Origin of the sequence: Rhizobium sp. WYCCWR 11146 (assembly GCF_013591995.1) — a bacterium.
Lineage (GTDB): Bacteria > Pseudomonadota > Alphaproteobacteria > Rhizobiales > Rhizobiaceae > Rhizobium > Rhizobium indicum.
Window position 1 is genome coordinate 734,754 of sequence record NZ_JACCEY010000024.1, and the last position, 17,516, is coordinate 752,269.

At 62.1% G+C, this 17,516-nt stretch carries 18 protein-coding genes; 11 read left to right on the forward strand and 7 right to left on the reverse strand.

All coding sequences use genetic code 11. The annotated features are described in order from the left end of the window. Positions 1–114 precede the first annotated feature (114 nt). Positions 115–567 carry a phosphoribosyl-AMP cyclohydrolase gene (hisI, locus tag HX899_RS23335; protein ID WP_017964406.1) on the reverse strand — a complete coding sequence of 151 codons (453 nt, stop codon included), beginning with the start codon at positions 565–567 and terminating at the stop codon, positions 115–117. Between the two features lie 25 nt (positions 568–592). Further along, a complete protein-coding gene (gene folE / locus HX899_RS23340; RefSeq protein WP_017960561.1) occupies positions 593–1,207 on the reverse strand; it encodes a GTP cyclohydrolase I FolE in 615 nt (204 codons plus the stop codon). A gap of 306 nt (positions 1,208–1,513) precedes the next feature. Here folE and HX899_RS23345 point away from each other — a divergent pair, with 306 nt between their 5' ends. From HX899_RS23345 to thrS, 4 genes are all read left to right on the forward strand, one after another. After that, the gene (locus HX899_RS23345) at positions 1,514–1,960 is read left to right on the forward strand and encodes an iron-sulfur cluster assembly scaffold protein (RefSeq protein WP_181293499.1); all 447 of its coding nucleotides are present in this window, start codon (positions 1,514–1,516) and stop codon (positions 1,958–1,960) included. 5 nt (positions 1,961–1,965) lie between these two features. Next, complete coding sequence (yidD, locus tag HX899_RS23350) at positions 1,966–2,370, forward strand: membrane protein insertion efficiency factor YidD (protein WP_181293500.1); 405 nt, start codon at positions 1,966–1,968, stop codon at positions 2,368–2,370. Positions 2,371–2,375: 5 nt separating this feature from the next. After that, a complete protein-coding gene (locus HX899_RS23355; RefSeq protein WP_062944392.1) occupies positions 2,376–2,903 on the forward strand; it encodes a DUF1697 domain-containing protein in 528 nt (175 codons plus the stop codon). 123 nt (positions 2,904–3,026) lie between these two features. Further along, positions 3,027–5,012 (forward strand): threonine--tRNA ligase, encoded by a 1,986-nt coding sequence (gene thrS / locus HX899_RS23360; RefSeq protein WP_181293501.1) that lies wholly within the window; start codon positions 3,027–3,029, stop codon positions 5,010–5,012. A 236-nt stretch (positions 5,013–5,248) separates the two neighbouring features. On the opposite strand, the gene HX899_RS23365 is transcribed toward thrS, so the two are convergent. Further along, positions 5,249–6,352 (reverse strand): hypothetical protein, encoded by a 1,104-nt coding sequence (locus tag HX899_RS23365; protein ID WP_181293502.1) that lies wholly within the window; start codon positions 6,350–6,352, stop codon positions 5,249–5,251. A 113-nt stretch (positions 6,353–6,465) separates the two neighbouring features. On the opposite strand from HX899_RS23365, the gene HX899_RS23370 reads away from it, so the two are divergent. From HX899_RS23370 to HX899_RS23380, 3 genes are all read left to right on the forward strand, one after another. Beyond that, entirely contained in the window at positions 6,466–7,050 is a 585-nt protein-coding gene (locus HX899_RS23370) for a nitroreductase (protein WP_181293503.1), read from the forward strand. Beyond that, a complete protein-coding gene (locus HX899_RS23375; protein WP_181293504.1) occupies positions 7,050–7,661 on the forward strand; it encodes a flavin reductase family protein in 612 nt (203 codons plus the stop codon). Before HX899_RS23370 ends, HX899_RS23375 begins: the two co-directional genes overlap by 1 nt. A gap of 108 nt (positions 7,662–7,769) precedes the next feature. Next, on the forward strand, positions 7,770–8,912 hold the full coding sequence (locus HX899_RS23380) for a DUF2336 domain-containing protein (protein WP_181293505.1): 1,143 nt from the start codon (positions 7,770–7,772) through the stop codon (positions 8,910–8,912). On the opposite strand, the gene HX899_RS23385 is transcribed toward HX899_RS23380, so the two are convergent. After that, positions 8,909–9,328, reverse strand: coding sequence for a hypothetical protein (locus HX899_RS23385; RefSeq protein WP_171598754.1), 420 nt, complete (start codon positions 9,326–9,328; stop codon positions 8,909–8,911). The two genes, HX899_RS23380 and HX899_RS23385, sit on opposite strands and share 4 nt — an antisense overlap. 129 nt (positions 9,329–9,457) lie before the next feature. Here HX899_RS23385 and HX899_RS23390 point away from each other — a divergent pair, with 129 nt between their 5' ends. Further along, positions 9,458–9,916 carry a GNAT family N-acetyltransferase gene (locus HX899_RS23390; RefSeq protein WP_171598755.1) on the forward strand — a complete coding sequence of 153 codons (459 nt, stop codon included), beginning with the start codon at positions 9,458–9,460 and terminating at the stop codon, positions 9,914–9,916. Between the two features lie 19 nt (positions 9,917–9,935). On the opposite strand, the gene HX899_RS23395 is transcribed toward HX899_RS23390, so the two are convergent. From HX899_RS23395 to parE, 3 genes are all read right to left on the reverse strand, one after another. After that, positions 9,936–11,153: an AI-2E family transporter gene (locus tag HX899_RS23395; protein ID WP_017960548.1), complete on the reverse strand. Its 1,218-nt coding sequence runs from the start codon at positions 11,151–11,153 to the stop codon at positions 9,936–9,938. 116 nt (positions 11,154–11,269) lie between these two features. Further along, positions 11,270–12,403: an esterase-like activity of phytase family protein gene (locus HX899_RS23400; protein WP_181293506.1), complete on the reverse strand. Its 1,134-nt coding sequence runs from the start codon at positions 12,401–12,403 to the stop codon at positions 11,270–11,272. Positions 12,404–12,602: 199 nt separating this feature from the next. Continuing rightward, complete coding sequence (parE, locus tag HX899_RS23405; protein ID WP_181293507.1) at positions 12,603–14,705, reverse strand: DNA topoisomerase IV subunit B; 2,103 nt, start codon at positions 14,703–14,705, stop codon at positions 12,603–12,605. A gap of 221 nt (positions 14,706–14,926) precedes the next feature. Here parE and HX899_RS23410 point away from each other — a divergent pair, with 221 nt between their 5' ends. From HX899_RS23410 to secG, 3 genes are all read left to right on the forward strand, one after another. After that, a complete protein-coding gene (locus HX899_RS23410) occupies positions 14,927–15,826 on the forward strand; it encodes an alpha/beta hydrolase (RefSeq protein WP_181293508.1) in 900 nt (299 codons plus the stop codon). Positions 15,827–16,013: 187 nt separating this feature from the next. Further along, positions 16,014–16,784 carry a triose-phosphate isomerase gene (gene tpiA / locus HX899_RS23415; protein ID WP_065280031.1) on the forward strand — a complete coding sequence of 257 codons (771 nt, stop codon included), beginning with the start codon at positions 16,014–16,016 and terminating at the stop codon, positions 16,782–16,784. Between the two features lie 131 nt (positions 16,785–16,915). Further along, complete coding sequence (gene secG / locus HX899_RS23420) at positions 16,916–17,422, forward strand: preprotein translocase subunit SecG (RefSeq protein ID WP_181293509.1); 507 nt, start codon at positions 16,916–16,918, stop codon at positions 17,420–17,422. The last annotated feature ends 94 nt before the right edge of the window (positions 17,423–17,516 follow it).

Consider the following 17,516-nt stretch of genomic DNA (forward strand, 5'->3'; position numbering starts at 1 on the left):
CGCTCTCCCCTCCCAGCAGAACACTTGATTTTCGATAGTGTGCCCGATCAGTTTCCAAATGGTATAGAGATGCGGTTTCTGGCGCAATAAGGAGCAAATGCCAGGAATTTCAGGCTATTTTCCGTAGACATCCTGCGGATCGAAATGAAGCTCGTCGTCAACGATATCAAGCATCGGCTTTCCGTCTCGAAGCGTGATCGTCCGGTAGAAGCAGGAGCGGCGGCCGGTGTGACAGGTAGCGTCGTGGCCGGCGACCTCGACCTTCAGCCAGATGGCGTCCTGATCGCAATCGGTGCGGATTTCCTTCACCGTCTGGAGATTGCCCGAGGTTTCGCCTTTCTTCCAGAGCTTGCCGCGCGAACGGCTGAAATAGTGCGCCGTGCCGGTCTGGATGGTCAGCGCCAGCGCCTGGGCATTCATATGCGCCACCATCAGCAGCTCACCGTCGCCGGCATCGGTGACGATCGCGGTGATCAGGCCGCGGTCGTCGAAACGCGGCGTGAAATCGCCGGCGTCTTCCAACGCCGACTTGTCCTCGGATGGTTGATTGAAGATCAGTTGACTCATCGCGGCCCTCCTGAGGGAGCCGGTATCAGCGGCTCCGCACCATGGTCATGAAACGGGCCTGATCGGCCGGCTCAGTCTTGAACGTTCCCGTAAACGTCGTCGTCAACGTGGTCGAGCCCTGCTTCTGAACGCCGCGCATCGCCATGCACATATGTTCGGCCTCGATCAACACCGCGACACCGCGCGGATTAAGCGTATCGTCGATGGCCCGGGCGATCTGCGCGGTCATCGTTTCCTGGGTCTGCAGGCGGCGGCCATAGATCTCGACGACACGGGCAATCTTCGACAGGCCGAGCACGCGCCCGTCCGGCATGTAGGCGACGTGGGCCTTGCCGATGATCGGAACCATGTGGTGTTCGCAATGCGAGTAGAACGGAATATCCTTGACGAGAACCATGTCATCGTAACCGGCGACTTCTTCGAAGGTGCGACCGAGCACGTCTTCCGCCGCCATGTCGTAACCGGAAAAAAGCTCGCGGTACGATTTGACGACGCGGGCCGGCGTTTCGAGCAGGCCTTCACGCGTCGGGTCGTCACCGGCCCAGCGCAGCAGAACGCGAACGGCTTCCTCAGCCTCCTGCTGGGAGGGGCGATCCGAGTCGCGGTTCGTCTGCGGAAAGTTCTTTACGATGGCGTCCATGAACAATGGTCTCCTGGCCCGCACCGCGGACCCATCTGTCGGAATCGCCACTGGTCAATCCCATGCGGGAATTCATGCACCTTTGGCAGGCTCCGGGGCTTTCAGGGCAAGTTTAGCCCGTCCGGCACGGTTTCCCAATCAAACTTACACCAGGCCATTGCATTTTCATGGCCTTCGAACGACATACATATAGGAAGACGGCCATCGTATGTAAGTATCCTCACACGACACGGTGTGTTTTTTGTTTTGACGACAATAGCGCCCCACAGAGGCCGATCCGCAGCGATTTTGGAGCGGAAATCCAGCATGGACGATATATACAACAGCAAAATCCTCGAATTCGCCGGCAATATTCCGCTGACCGGCACGCTTGATGATGCCGATGCGAGCGCCCAGGCCAATTCGAAACTCTGCGGCTCGAAGGTGCGGATCTGGCTGAAGATGGATGGCGACACCGTGACCGGTTTTGCTCATGACGTGAAGGCCTGCGCGCTCGGCCAGGCCTCGTCCTCTATCATGGCCCGCCATGTCGTCGGCGCCACATCGGACGAATTGCGCCAGGCCCGCCAGGACATGCTCGCCATGTTGAAGGCGGACGGGGCGGGGCCTCATGGACGATTCGAAGACATGCGCTATCTGCTGCCGGTGCGGGACTACAAGGCCCGCCATGCCTCGACGATGCTGACCTTCGATGCCGTCGTCGATGCGATCGGGCAGATCGAGGCGAAACGGGCGGAAGTTGTCGAGGCGTAACTGACATGTGCGAGTTCTGCATTCGGCAGGCCGATGATGAGGACGACGGCGGTGCCGCGGGATCGGGCAAGCCGCGTGAAAAGGCCGCACGCACTTCCCGCAACTATACCGGTCCGTTCCGCAAGACGCCCGACCGCCTGCTCGGCATGGGGCTCATCCGCCTCTACCAGCTGACGCTTTCCGGCTTTGTTGGCAATTCCTGCCGCCATATCCCGACATGCTCCGAATATGGCTACGAGTCGATCGCCCGCCACGGTCTTTGGGCCGGCGGCTGGATGGCGCTGTTTCGCGTCGGCCGCTGCGGCCCGGGCGGCACCAGCGGCCTCGACCAGGTGCCGGAGATGCTCGGCGACAGCTTGCGCTGGTGGACTCCCTGGCGTTATCTCGCCCTCGGGCGGAAGAAAGGGTGAGCGCCATGAGCACCTTCATCGCCCTGCTGCACAGCATTGTCCTGACGCCCGACCGCCGCGTCATCATGCAGGATTTGCGTGCACTTGCCGAAGAGCTCGGTTATCGCGAGCCGCGCACGCTGGTTTCCACAGGCAATCTTGTCTTCGAGGCCGACGAGATGCGGCCGCACGAAGTCGAGACCCATCTGGAAGAGGGCTTTGAAGAAAAGTTCGGCAAACATGTCGATATCATCGTGCGCAGCGACTGCACCTGGATGGCGCTTTGCAGCACCAATCCCTTCAAGGACGGCAATGGCGACCAGGTCATCGTCCGGGTGATGCGTCTGCCGGTCGATCCCAAAAAGGTAGAGGCGCTGAAACCACTGATGACGGAGGGACAGCGCATCGCCGTCGTCGGCGGCGATCTCTGGATCGATTTCGCCGGCAAGCCGAGCCAATCCAAGCTGCTTTCGGCGCTGACGACCAAGCGACTCGGCGTCGGTACGATGCGCAACTGGAACACCGTGCGCGGGCTGACTGAAATGATTATATAACCTCGCTTTTTCTTTACTCAGACAGGAAATCTGGCTATCAGGCGGCTGCGCATTCAGCTCCGCGGAGGCGCTTTCATGTCAACCACCCGCATTCGTTGGCGGGACTGGACAAGGAGAATTTCGATGTCCCAAGCTATTTCCCTGACATTTCCCGATGGTTCCGTGCGCGGCTATGATGCCGGCGCAACCGGCCGGGATGTCGCCGAATCCATTTCCAAGTCGCTCGCCAAAAAAGCGGTCGCCGTTGCGATTGACGGTACCGTGCGCGACCTTTCCGATCCCGTGACGACCGGCAGGATCGAGATCATCACCCGCAATGACGACCGCGCGCTCGAACTCATCCGCCATGACGCGGCGCATGTCATGGCCGAAGCAGTGCAGGAGCTCTGGCCCGGCACCCAGGTGACGATCGGCCCGGTCATCGAAAACGGCTTCTACTACGACTTCGCCAAGAACGAGCCCTTCACACTCGACGATCTGCCGAAGATCGAAAAGAAGATGAAGGAGATCATCGCCCGCAACGCCGCCTTCACCAAGCAGGTCTGGTCGCGCGAGAAGGCGAAACAGGTCTTCGCCGACAAGGGCGAGCAGTACAAGGTCGAACTCGTCGATGCGATCCCGGAAGGGCAGGATCTCAAGATCTATTACCAAGGCGACTGGTTCGACCTCTGCCGCGGTCCGCACATGGCCTCGACCGGCCAGATCGGCAGCGCCTTCAAGCTCTTGAAGGTGGCCGGCGCGTATTGGCGCGGCGACAGCAACAATCCGATGCTGAGCCGCATCTACGGTACGGCTTTCGCCGAACAGTCGGAACTCGACAACTACCTGCATATGCTTGCCGAAGCCGAAAAGCGCGATCATCGCCGGCTCGGCCGCGAGATGGATCTCTTCCATTTCCAGGAAGAAGGTCCCGGCGTCGTCTTCTGGCACGGCAAGGGCTGGCGCGTATTCCAGACGCTGGTTGCCTATATGCGCCGCCGGCTTGCCGGCGACTATCAGGAAGTCAACGCGCCGCAGGTGCTCGACAAGTCGCTGTGGGAAACCTCCGGTCACTGGGGCTGGTACCGCGACAACATGTTCAAGGTGACGGTTGCCGGCGACGACACCGATGACGACCGCGTCTTCGCGCTGAAGCCGATGAACTGCCCCGGCCATATCCAGATCTTCAAGCACGGGCTGAAATCCTACCGCGAGCTGCCGATACGCCTCGCCGAATTCGGCAATGTCCACCGCTACGAGCCGTCGGGCGCGCTGCATGGGCTGATGCGCGTGCGCGGCTTCACGCAGGACGATGCCCACATCTTCTGCACCGACGAGCAGATGGCCGCCGAATGCCTGAAGATCAACGACCTGATCCTTTCGGTCTATAAGGATTTCGGCTTCGACGAAGTGACGATCAAGCTCTCGACCCGGCCGGACAAACGCGTCGGTTCGGACGAGCTCTGGGACCGCGCCGAAAGCGTGATGATGGGTGTGCTGGAGACGATCCAGCAGCAGTCGAACAACATCAAGACCGGCATCCTGCCGGGCGAGGGCGCCTTTTACGGTCCGAAGTTCGAATACACGCTGAAGGATGCGATCGGCCGCGAATGGCAGTGCGGGACGACGCAGGTCGACTTCAACCTGCCGGAACGCTTCGGCGCCTTCTACATCGACAGCAACTCGGAAAAGACGCAGCCAGTGATGATCCATCGCGCCATCTGCGGCTCGATGGAGCGTTTCCTCGGCATCCTGATCGAGAACTTCGCCGGCCATATGCCGCTCTGGGTATCGCCGCTGCAGGTGGTGGTCGCAACAATCACCTCGGAAGCCGATGCCTACGGGCTTGAGGTGGCCGAGGCGCTGCGCGAGGCCGGCCTCAACGTCGAGACCGACTTCCGCAACGAGAAGATCAACTACAAGGTCCGCGAGCATTCGGTCACCAAGGTTCCCGTCATCATCGTCTGCGGCAGGAAAGAGGCCGAGGAGCGCACGGTCAATATCCGCCGCCTCGGCAGCCAGGAACAGGTTTCGATGGGGCTCGACGCCGCCGTCGAGAGCCTTACCCTCGAAGCGACACCGCCCGACATTCGTCGCAAGGCCGAAGCAAAAAAGGCCAAGGCGGCCTGAACAAATGTCAAAGATCCGACAGTGCCGTACGCGGCGCTGTCGGCCGCTGATCTATCGCTATAATATTATCGGAACGTGTCACCCCGAGACCCGGGTGCGTTTCAGAAAATACTCCTATGCCAATGATGGAATCCGCGCCTGAGCACTGCTGAGCTGCACGGTCGGGGGCTTCTGGCCGCGATCCGTCTTCTCAGTGGCGCCGACGTCGTCTCGAGCCGAAACCGCTCACGGAAAAATCAATCGAGGCTGGTGTCGTCACCGCCCTGCTGCGGCACGAGCTGTTCGTAGGAGGGCAGCGGCGCTACCGGAGCCGGCTGGACGCCTGGCGGCGACGGCGTGCCGACCGGCACCTGCTGTACCGTGCGGGCCGCGTCGCTTACCGGCGGCTGCGGCTGCTGGTCTTTCATCAGAACCTCGACATCGGTATTCCTGCCGGCGACGACGGTGAAATCGCGCTGGTAGATCTTGTCCTTGTTGCGGGCGACGGCGGAATATCCGCCTTCGGCGAGAACCATTGTCGGGAAGGCGCTGACGCTTTCGCCGACGCTGTCGCCGGCCGCCGTCAGGATCGACCATGCCGTATCGGCGATCGCCTCGCCGCCGGTATCGGAGACCAGCTTGAAGGTGATCTGCGCGGCGCGATGCTGGATCGTCGCCTCGGTCAGTTTGCCGGCATCGACCTGGATGTCGGCGCGGATCACGGCATTGACGCTGCCATATTCGGAAACGATGTGATAGGTGCCGGCATTGAGACGGACGACGGTATTCGGCGAGACATCGGCCACCACGAGGCCGCGCTCGCCATCGTCGCGCACTTCCGAGGAATAGATCGAGAAGCTCAACTGGTCGGGGCGAATGCGGGCGTCGGCGCCGGAGACGGCATTGAGCAGCAGGCCGCCGGCATCGAGCACCATCACCTGCTTGTCGACCTCGCCTTCAGCGGGCACGGTCAGTTTCTTGGTGACCCCGGCGCGGCCGAAGGAGACGTTGACGAAATAATCGCCCGGGGCGAGCTGGAAGGCGGCGGGGCCGCCCTTGGCGCTGGCGATCAGCGGCAGCTTGCCATCGGTTCCGGCGATCGGGCTGAAGACGTACCAGGAAAGGCCCTCTTCAACCGGCGTGCCGTCGGCCGTCAGCTTGGCTTCCATCGGGACGTCGCGCAGCTTGACCCCTTCGGGCACCGTGCCGGGCGCGATAAAGGCATCGAGCTTCGGCATCTTCGGTGTCGATTCAAGCTGTTTGAATTCCTTGAAGGCATCCTGAGCGCCGGCGCCGAGGGGCATCAATACCATCAGGGCAATGGCAAGGCCGATGCGTGCAAAAGGCAAAATGCCAAACATCTGTTTCGTGAACCGATTGACTTCTGAAATCGCAAAGGTCACTTCAAGACCAACGCGATGGCAAATTCAAGACCCACCCTTTGCAGCAGCATAAAAATGAGAGCTTCTCCCGTATGAAATCCGATATCAAGCTGATCGACTACCTCGCCGTGCGCCGCTCCATCCCCGCTTTTCAGATGTGCGAACCAGGCCCCGAGAAGTCCGAGATCGAGGAGATCCTGCGTCTTGCCTCGCGTGTTCCCGATCACGGCAAGATCGCCCCATGGCGCTTCATCGTCTATCGCGGAGAGCAGCGCGTGCGTCTCGGCGAGGAACTTCTGACGCTGGCTCTTCAGACAAAGCCCGATCTTTCCGAAGAGATGATCCAGGTCGAGCGCAGCCGTTTCACCCGTGCGCCGGTGGTGGTCGCCATCGTCAGCAAGGCGGGGCCGCATATCAAGATCCCGGAATGGGAGCAGTTGATGTCGGCGGGCGCGCTTTGCTTCAACGTCATCCTCGCCGCCAATGCCAATGGTTATGTCGCCAACTGGCTGACGGAGTGGTTCGCCTATGACGAGCGTGCCTATCCGCTGCTCGGCGTCGGGCCTGATGAAAAGGTGGCGGGCTTCATTCATATCGGCTCGACGACATTTCCGGCGATCGAGCGGCCGCGGCCGGAACTTGTCGATACCGTAACCTGGGTCGGCGGAGAAGACTGATGTTCTACACCACCGACAGCAACCGGCATGGGCTCGCGCATGATCCGTTCAAGGCGATCGTGTCGCCGCGCCCGATCGGCTGGATCGGCAGCAAAGGCAGGGATGGTTCGATCAATCTCGCGCCCTATTCCTTCTTCAATGCCGTTGCGGACCGGCCGAAACTGGTGATGTTTTCTTCAGCCGGACGCAAGCACAGCCAGCGCAATGCCGCCGAGACCGGCGTCTTCACCTGCAATTTCGTCAGCCGCGATCTTGCCGAGAAGATGAACCTCTCCTCGGCGGCGCTGCCCTACGGCGACAGCGAATTCGACTTCGCCGGCCTGACGCCGAAGCCGGCCGAACTGATCGACGCGCCCTATGTCGGCGAGGCTTTCGCGGTGCTCGAATGCAGGGTGACCGAGATCATCGAGCCGAAGACGCTGTCGGGCGAACCATCCGAAAACGTCCTCGTCTTCGGCGAAGTGGTCGGTATCCGCATCGATGAAGCGATCGTCAGGGACGGCCGCCTCGACATGTCGATCGCCCGACCTTTGGCCCGCATGGGTTACATGGATTACAGCGAAGGCAGCGATGTTTTCGAGATGATCCGGCCGAAGACGCAGCAAGGCTGAGCCGAACCGGCAAGGCGTCCAAAGGCTTAAGAAACATGGTGAACCAATCTTAAACCTTTTGCCACTACGGTCGCAGCATTGAATGGAGCGCGAGGGAATCGCGTTCAAATGCTGGGGCGTCGCGTGATCGTAGAAGCTTTTCTTCGTTGGATCGAAACGGCCAAGAGCGGTGACCGGGCCCGGGCCGCAAACGCCCTCGGGCGCGCCTATCTGCAGTCCGAAATGTCCGCGGACGAGCGGGCGGCGGCCGAAATGGCGATGACCTTTCTTCTCGACGATCCGTCGCCGCGCGTGCGGCTTGCGCTTGCCGAGGCGATCGCCTGGTCGCCCGATGCGCCGCGCAACCTTATTCTTTCGCTTGCCGAAGACCAGCCCGAGGTCGCCTGCCACGCGGTGACCTGCTCGCCACTTTTGAGCGACGCCGATCTCGTCGACCTTGCCGCGCGCGGCAACGGCGCCACCCGCATGCTGATCGCCGCCAGAGCGCATCTGACACGCCCGGTCTCCGCCGCCCTTGCGGAGGTCGGCGACGAGGAAGAACTGCTCTGCCTGCTGGAGAACGACGGCGCGGTGATCTCCAGCCTATCGTTGAAACGTATCGCCGAACGGCTCGGCGACTGCTACGACATTCGCAACCTGCTTCTCGACCGCAGCGATCTTCCCGCCGATGCCCGGCAATTGCTGACCCAGCATGTCAGCAATGCGCTGGTCGGCCTGCCGCTGGCACAGGCGGCGATCGGCCTGCAGCGGCTTCAGCGCATCAGCCGCGAGGCGACCGAGGCCGCCATCGTTTCGATCGCCGGCGACATCGCGCCGCGCGAAATACCCGATCTCGTCCAGCATCTGCGCCTCAACGGCCGGCTGACGCCGTCCTTCCTGATGCATGCGCTCTGTGCCGGCAAGGTAGATTTCTTCGCCGGCGCGATCGTCGATCTGACCGCGTGCAGCGAGCGCCGCGTGCGCTCGATCCTGGCAACCGGGCGCATGCATGCGGTGCGCGCGCTCTATGAATCCGCCGGCCTGCCGAGGGACATCAGCGTGATCTTCGTCGAAGCGACGATGCTGTGGCGCGACGCCGCCAGAAAAGCGCCGGCCAGCGTGCTCGGCAATGTCTGCGGCCGTCTTCTCGAAAAATTCCGCCATCACGACGCGCATGGCGCAATCGGCGAGTTGCTCGACATGGTGGAAAAGCTGCACGTTAACGAGCAGCGACAATCCGCGCGCGTCTACGCGGCGCTTGCGGCCGCTTAATCGGCCAGCCGCGTCACCACCCAGGAATAGCTGGCGGAGACGAAGTGCACGGGTTTGGTCAGTGTGTCCTTGACGCTTCTGCCCGAGGGCAGGTGGGCGCGGACCTGGCCGGCGATGCCTTCTGCAAAACCGGCAATCCTTCCTGCGGGTTGGGGCGCTGCGACAGCGACCTCGGGCGCGGCGGCAGGCACGGGCGCCGATTTCGGCGGCTCGGCGGCGGCGATGGCTTTCGGCGCCTCGCACACCGCAATCACCGAGGGATAGTTGACATTCACATAGGTCTTCAGCCGTCGTTCGGCTTCGGCATCGCAGGCGGCAACGGTTTCCCAGCGTTTATCGACCGTCGCGACATAATTGCACTGGCTGATGGAATCGTCGCAGCCGAGAATGGTCATCGCGATCAGCACCGCTTGCATATTCTGCTTCCTTGATTATTGAGCACATCATCGTCTTAGAGGGCGCAATTCCAACCGAATGAAGGCAAGGACGCTAACTGTTCGTCATATCGGGGGAAATATTGTCACGCGCCGGCAGAGGGAGCCAACATGTCCGTCACCATCGCTCTTGAACCGCCACGCCAGGAGGGCGTCATCCGGCTTCTCGATCTCTCTGATGCCTATGCGCAATCGCTCTATCCTGCGGAGAGCAACCATCTGGTCGACCTTTCCGTGCTGGAGAAGCCTTCGGTGAGCTTCCTCGTCGCGCGCAATGGCGATGCGACCGTCGGCTGCTGCGCGCTGGTCGAGGCCGGCGACGGCACGGCGGAGATCAAGCGCATGTTCGTCGACCCCGAGGCGAGGGGGCTGAGGATCGCCAGCGGCCTGATGAATGCGCTCGAAGCGATCGCCGGGGAAAAGGGTCTAACGGCGATCCGGCTTGAAACCGGCATCTACCAGCCCGAGGCGATCGCTCTCTACCGCAAATACGGATATCGGGAAATCGAGCCGTTCGGCAGCTATCTGCCGGATCCGCTCAGCCTGTTCATGGAAAAGCGGCTGGGGTAGCCGGTCTGCGAAGCCATGTTCAGCCTTCGGCGACGCGCGGCATGGTTTTCGGCGAACCGGGGACCGGCGGCGGGGCCTGTTCGTCGATGATGATCTGCGGTCCGGTCTCGCTCTTGTCGGCGTTGCGGGCCTCGTGGATCCATTCGCGCCAGATGGCGACGATCAGCGCCATCAGCACCGGGCCGATGAAGAGGCCGAGGAAACCCATCGTCTTGACGCCGCCGACGAGGCCGAAGAAGGTCGGCAGGAAGGGCAGCTTGATCGGACCGCCGACGAGCTTCGGCCGCAGCGTCTTGTCGACGATGAAGAGCTCGACCGTCCCCCAGACGAAGAGACTGATGCCGGCGACATGCGAGCCGCTCGCCAGCAGATAGATGGAGACCAGCGTGAAGGAGAGCGGCGCACCGCCCGGTATCAGCGCCATCACGCCCGTCAGCACGCCGAGCGTCACCGGCGAGGGCACGCCGGCAATCCAGTAGGCAAGACCGAGCACGATGCCTTCGCCGATCGCGATCAGCGTCATGCCCATGACGGTTGAGCTGATCGTCGCCGGCACGACGCGAGAAATTCGCTCCCAGCGGTTGGGCAGGATGCGCTCACCCAGCATGTCGATCTGCTTGGAGAAGGAGAAGCCGTCGCGATAGACGAAGAACAGCGCGATCAGCATGAAAAGCAGCGTCAGCAGCAGATGGAAGGCGCCGCCACCGGCCGCCAGCACTGCACGGTATATGTTGCCGATATTGGCGCCGCTGACCGCCTGGATGACCTCGCCGAGCGCGCCGGGACTGCCGATATATTTTGTCCAGACTTCATCGAGATAGGCGCCGGCCCAAGGCAGCGCGACGATCCAGTTTGGCGTCGGGGCGCCGGCGCGGTTGGCATGGATTGCCCAGGCGACCCAGGTGCGCACTTCGCCCGTCGTATAGGTGACCGCAAGCCCGATCGGGATGACCAGGAAGGTGATAATCAGGATGATGGCGATGGTCGCGGCGATCGTCGTATTGCCGCCGACGCGGGCAAGAAGCTTGCGGTAGAGCGGCCAGCTGGCAAAGCCGATGACGAGGGCTGCGAGCACCGGCACGAGGAAGCCGTAGAAGAAATAGACGCCGGCAGCGACGACCAGGACCAGCAGCCAGCGCGCCGCCGAAATGGAGGGAATCAGCGGCGTACGCGTCTGCGCCGACGATCCGAGCCATCGCGGTTCATGATTGCTTTTCTGACGGTCGAACACACCCACGCGCGCCTCTTCTTTTTCTTGTACTCTGGTTATGGGCCATCAACCCGGTGGTTTCAAGGTCCGCACCGTGAAAGCGTATACAAAGCGTGCCTATTCGACCCTCAGATCCGGACGTCTTACTGCTGCGGGCGGTTGAGAACCTTGAAGGCATAGAATTGCGTCTTCTGGCCGGCCGAGAAATTATTGTCGGAGCCGAGAATGAGAATATCGGTGCCGTCCTTGGCCTTGCCGAGCGACATGGCCTCGATATTGTCGGGAACGAGGCCGATCGCCCTCAAATCGAGGACCTGGCTTTTGCGGACGGGGACGACGCGCTGGTCGTTTTTGGCGAGCGAAGCGATAGCGGATACATCGGTGGCATCAGTCAGATCCATCATCATGATCTTGATGGTGTTGCCGAAGCCCTGGGCATAGCTGCGTTCGACGGCGAGCAGGCGGTGATCGTCGAGGGCAAGAATCTCGGACATGCCGTTGTCATTGCCGCCGTCGGCCTTGGTGGCGGCCTGCGGGATCGGCGAGACGGGGTAGACGTACTCAGCCTTCGGCTCGCCGGTGGCGCCGTCATAGCGGACGATGCGCGACAGGCTGCCCGACGTCAGCGAGGGGTTCGGACCATCCTGGTAAAGGGCCGCTTCAACACCGACGAAAACGTCGCCGGAGGGCGCGATGGCAAGATCCTCGAAGGCAAGATTGTCCCGGATGCCGGTCGACTTGTCCGCGGTTGGCGCAAAGCCCTCCGGCAGCATGAATTCGCGGACGAAGGATCCGTCCGGCGAAGCAACGCGGACGAAGGGTGCCAGCAGCGCCTTGCCGTCGCCTTCGCTGCCCCAATAGATGCCGTCCTTGCCGAGGCGGATCGATTCCGGATCGACGGTCCGGGCAGCGAAGGGCTCGCCATTCTTGTCCTTCAGGGTCACCTGCTTGACGACCGAAACGCCCTTGAGGCCCGACGCGTCGAGATCGACGTCGAGTTCATAGAAACGGGCAGGGCCTCTTTCCGAACGGTCGTCGCTGATGGCGATATAGTGGCCGGTGGCGGCATCGAAATCGAGGCCGGAAATACCGCCGAATTCGACGCCGTTTTCCATGTGGCCTGTGGGGATGACGAATTCACCGAGATAGGAGAGCGAGATGCCAGCGGCGCAATCGCCGAAGGGGCAGGCGGTCTCAAAAGTGGTGCCGATATCGGTGGCGCTGACGGTGCTGGACAGGAGAACGAAAGCGGCAGCCGCGAGAAAACGCTTGGTCATGACAAATATCCGGCAAGGGGTTTGAAAACGGTTCGACCGGCGCAAATGCTCCCTGGGGGAGGCACGCCGACCGTTTAATGCGCCGGTTGTTTGACGGAGTTGTTACGGTTCTTCGTCAGTTCCGTGAAATCGTGAATGCTAAAATGCGGCGCGCCGAACCCGTGTCTATCCGACCGTTTGGCGCGCTCGACCTAATACCCTAGATATCGAGGTTTTCGGCGAAGGCCGCGCGATCCTGGATGAAGCGGAAGCGGGCTTCTGGCTTGGTGCCCATCAGATCGTCGACGGCGGCGCGGGTGCCTTCGAAATCCACCTCGTCGATCAGCACCTTGAGCAGGGTGCGCTTGGACGGATCCATGGTGGTTTCCTTGAGCTGGGCGGGCATCATTTCGCCGAGACCTTTGAAGCGGCTGATCTCGACCTTGGCCTTGCCCTTAAACTCCGTCTGCATCAGCTCGGCGCGATGATTGTCGTCGCGGGCATAGGCGGATTTCGCCCCTTGGGTGATTTTGTAAAGCGGCGGCACGGCAAGGAAGAGATGGCCGCCGCGCACCAGCTCCGGCATCTCCTGATAGAAGAAGGTGATGAGCAGCGATGCGATATGGGCGCCGTCGACGTCGGCATCGGTCATGACGATGATGCGCTCGTAGCGCAGGTCTTCGTCGCGATATTTCGAGCGCGTGCCGCAGCCGAGAGCCTGGACGAGATCGGCGAGCTGCTGGTTGGCGCCAAGTTTTTCGCGGCCGGCGCTGGCAACGTTGAGGATCTTGCCACGCAGCGGCAGAATTGCCTGATTGGCGCGGTTGCGCGCCTGCTTGGCCGAACCGCCTGCCGAATCACCCTCGACGATGAAGAGTTCGGCGCCTTCGGCGGTGTTCTGCGAGCAATCGGCGAGCTTGCCGGGCAGGCGCAATTTGCGCACCGCACTCTTGCGGTTGACTTCCTTTTCCTTCCGGCGGCGCAGGCGCTCCTCGGCGCGCTCGATCACCCAGTCAAGCAGCTTGGCCGACTCATTCGGATTGTCGGCAAGGTAATGGTCGAAGGGATCGCGGAGCGCGTTCTCGACGATGCGCTGCGCCTCGACGGTCGCAAGCCTGTCCTTGGTCTGGCCGACGAATTCCGGCTCGCGGATGAAGACCGACAGCATGCCGACGGCTGAAATCATCACGTCGTCGGTGGTGATCTGCGCGGCGCGCTTGTTCTGCGTCAGCTCGGCATAGGCCTTCAGGCCCTTGGTCAGCGCAATGCGCAGCCCCGCTTCATGCGTGCCGCCTTCGGTCGTCGGGATGGTGTTGCAATAGGAATGCACCTGAGGATCGCCGCCATACCAGGTGATCGCCCATTCCATCGAGCCGTGGCCGCTCACCTTCTCCGTCTTGCCAGCGAAAATCTCGCGGGTGACGGTGAACTCCTTGCCCATCGTCGCCTGGAGATAGTCCTTCAGGCCGCCGGGGAAGTGGAAGACGGCCTTGTCAGGGACCTCGGAGCCTTCGGGCAGCACGCCCGCCTCACAGCTCCAGCGGATTTCGACGCCGCCGAACAGATAGGCTTTCGAGCGCGCCATGCGGAAGACGCGGGCGGCATCGAACTTCATGTGATCCCCAAAGATCTGGGGGTCGGGATGGAAGCGCACGCGGGTGCCGCGGCGGTTGTGAACGTCGCCCAACTCTTCGAGACCGCCCTGCGGCAGGCCGCGGGAGAAGCGTTGGCGGTAGAGTTTGCGGTTTCGCGCCACCTCGACCTCGAGGTCGTCGGAAAGCGCGTTGACGACCGAGACGCCGACGCCGTGCAGGCCGCCTGAAGTTTCGTAAGCCTTGCCGTCGAATTTACCGCCGGCATGCAGCTTGGTCATGATGACTTCGAGCGTCGACTTGCCCGGCACCTGCGGATGGTTCTCGACCGGGATGCCGCGGCCATTGTCGGAGACGGTGAGATAACCCTCGAGGTCGAGATAGACCTCGATGAAATTGGCATGCCCGGCGACCGCCTCGTCCATCGCATTGTCGATGACTTCGGCAAAGAGGTGGTGCAGCGCCTTTTCATCGGTGCCGCCGATATACATGCCCGGGCGCATGCGCACCGGCTCGAGGCCTTCGAGGACGCGGATCGACGAGGCGCCGTAATCATCGGAGTTCGAGGCGGCGGGCGCCGGGCGTGCAGAGGCTCCGGCAGCCGGGGGTGCTGCCGCTGCGGCGGGCGCAGCCGTCACCGGCGGCCGTTCGGCGGGCGCCGCAGGCTTCTGCGCCTCCTCGCGTTTTTCAGAGAGGGGCATTCCGGAAAAGAGGTCGTTGCTATCGTCCATGGAGCCGTTCAGATCTTCATCCTGTCTTAGGTCTGGCCTGGGCGGGCATCCGCCGCCGACCCAAAATCACCGCATTTCATGCCACGTTTGCGAATCAGGCAGATTTTGCCAGAAAGCACCTCTATACGCGACACACCGCCGGTTTGGGCGGGCTTTTCCCAAATGATTTGCGTTGCCGGGCGCAGAATGGCAAGCGGCGGCAGGCTTCAGGAACCATCCGAATGCGAATGTCCACAAGTCATTGCACCATCATCACCGCAATTGCGGCGTTTTTCTTGTCTGTTGCCATGCTGTCCGCTGTTGGCCCGGCTCAGGCAGCCGATGTGCTGGCGCCCTTCAAGGACGATCTGTTTTCGAAGCAGACCGTGCTGCAGACGGGCGATGACGGTGCCTTCGAGGTCATCGACTATGACGAGATGCGCGATATCAACGGCCGCGACCAGATTCCGCAAAAGCGGGCGCAGCAGAAATATGTGGCGCTCGGCATCCGCAAGGCGCAAGCGGACGAGACGCTGTCCCTCGACGGCATCAAGCTCGATGTCACCAGGGTGGGACCGGCCGGGAATGCCGCCTTTACGGTGATTTTCATCCATGGGCGCGACGGCGACCGCCGGCTCGGCGCCAACGACTACAGCTTCGGCGGCAATTTCAACCGGCTGAAGAACCTCGTCGCCGGCAATGGCGGCGTTTATTATTCGCCGACGGTCAAAAGCTTCGACAGCAGCGGCGTTGCGGCGATTGCCGGCCTCATCCGCTATGCCAGCGCGCAATCGCCCGGCCGGCCGATCATCCTTTCCTGCGCCTCGATGGGCAGCCAGGTCTGCTGGGGCATTGCGCGCGATGGTGACAGCGTCAAGCGGCTGAAGGGCATGCTGATCCTGAGCGGGGTGACCGATCCCGATTTCACCAGAAGCGCCTTCTACAAGGCGAAGCGGCCGCTCTGGTTCGCCCACGGCAGTCGCGACCCGGTCTATGCTGCCGCTAACCAGCAGGCGCTGTTCGAAAGTCTGCACAAGGCAAAGTATCCGGCGCGTTTCACGCTGTTTCAGACCGGAAATCACGGGACGCCGATCCGGATGATCGACTGGCGTCGGGTGTTGAACTGGATTCTGGCTGGCTAAAGCATGTCGCGCAAAAGTGTGCAGCGGTTTTTGCGATAACGACATGCGAAAAAATACCCAAAGGGCGGTTTTCGGCAGAAATATGCGCGGGATCGCAGAGATTCCCCTTACGTCAAGGGCATGATGCTTTTCTTTGCTGCAAGCTTTTGATATTGCCCAAGGCATAAGCAGATTGTGGAAGGCCAGCATGACACCTGATGTGCGCCCGCTTGTGGCGGGAAACTGGAAAATGAATGGCATGCGTGCCTCCCTGGATCAGATCAAGGCGATCGCCGAGGGTGTTCGCCCGCCGCTGGCCGACAAGGTCGAAGCGCTGATCTGCCCGCCGGCGACGCTGCTCTATGTGGCGACGGCGCTGTGCACCGACAGCCCGCTGGCAATCGGCGCTCAGGACTGCCATCAGAACCCGTCCGGTGCGCATACCGGCGACATCTCGGCCGAGATGATTGCCGATTGTTTCGGCACCTATGTCATCGTCGGCCATTCCGAGCGGCGGACCGACCATGCCGAAACCGACCATCTGGTGCGCGCCAAGGCGGAGGCCGCCTTCGCCGCAGGGCTGACGGCGATCATCTGCATCGGCGAGACAGCGGATGAACGCCGGACGGGCCAGGCGCTCGACGTCATCAAGCGCCAGCTTTCCGCCTCCGTTCCGGACGGCGCCACCGCCGAGAGCACAGTCATCGCCTACGAGCCGATCTGGGCGATCGGCACCGGTGTGACGCCGACATCAGGTGATGTCGAAAAGGCGCATGCCTTCATGCGGGCAGAGCTTGCGGCCCGCTTCGGCGACGAAGGCCGCAAGATGCGTCTTCTCTATGGCGGATCGGTCAAGCCGGCCAATGCCCATGAGCTGATGGGCATTGCCAATGTCGACGGCGCGCTGATCGGCGGAGCGAGCTTGAAAGCGGCCGACTTCCTCGCCATCTACCGGGCCTATGAGGCGCTGCTCGCCTGAGGCATTTTTTATTCCTGGGTTTATTCCCGAGTTTATTCCTGGCCGAAGGGCTTGGAATAGATGAAAGCCTCATGTAAAGAGCCGCCAGAATTCTTACTTATGTCCGTCTCCAGGCGGGCAGGACTGGACCCATGCAGACCGTATTGATTGTCATCCATCTCATGATCGTGCTCGCCCTTGTCGGCGTCGTGCTCATCCAGCGCTCGGAAGGCGGCGGCCTCGGCATAGGCGGCGGTTCCGGCTTCATGTCGGCCCGCGGCACGGCCAATGCGCTGACGCGCACGACCGCGATCCTTGCGACCCTGTTTTTCCTGACCTCGCTCGGCCTCGGCATCCTGACGCGTTACGAGGGCCGTCCGAGCGACATTCTCGACCGCATTCCGGCAACAGGCGGCCAGGGCAACGGTATTCTCGATTCGCTCGGCGGCGCGCAGGCTCCGGCAACCCCGCCGGCCGGCAACGGCGTTCCGAGCAGCGGCGCGGCAGCACCCGCACCGCAGGCTCCCGCCGCTCAGGCGCCAGCAACTGGCACTCAGGCCCCGGCGGCCACCGCGCCTTCAACGACCGCTCCGGCAACGCCCGCAGCTCCGGCCGCGCCGGCACCGGCTCAGCCCTCCGGCGTCCCGACGGGACAGTAAACCGGTCTTCGACATAAACCGCCGGCAGGCCCTCGGGTCTGCCGGTTTTCTTTTGTTCAGATTCCTGCGCCACGCATCGAAAGTTCTGGAAAAG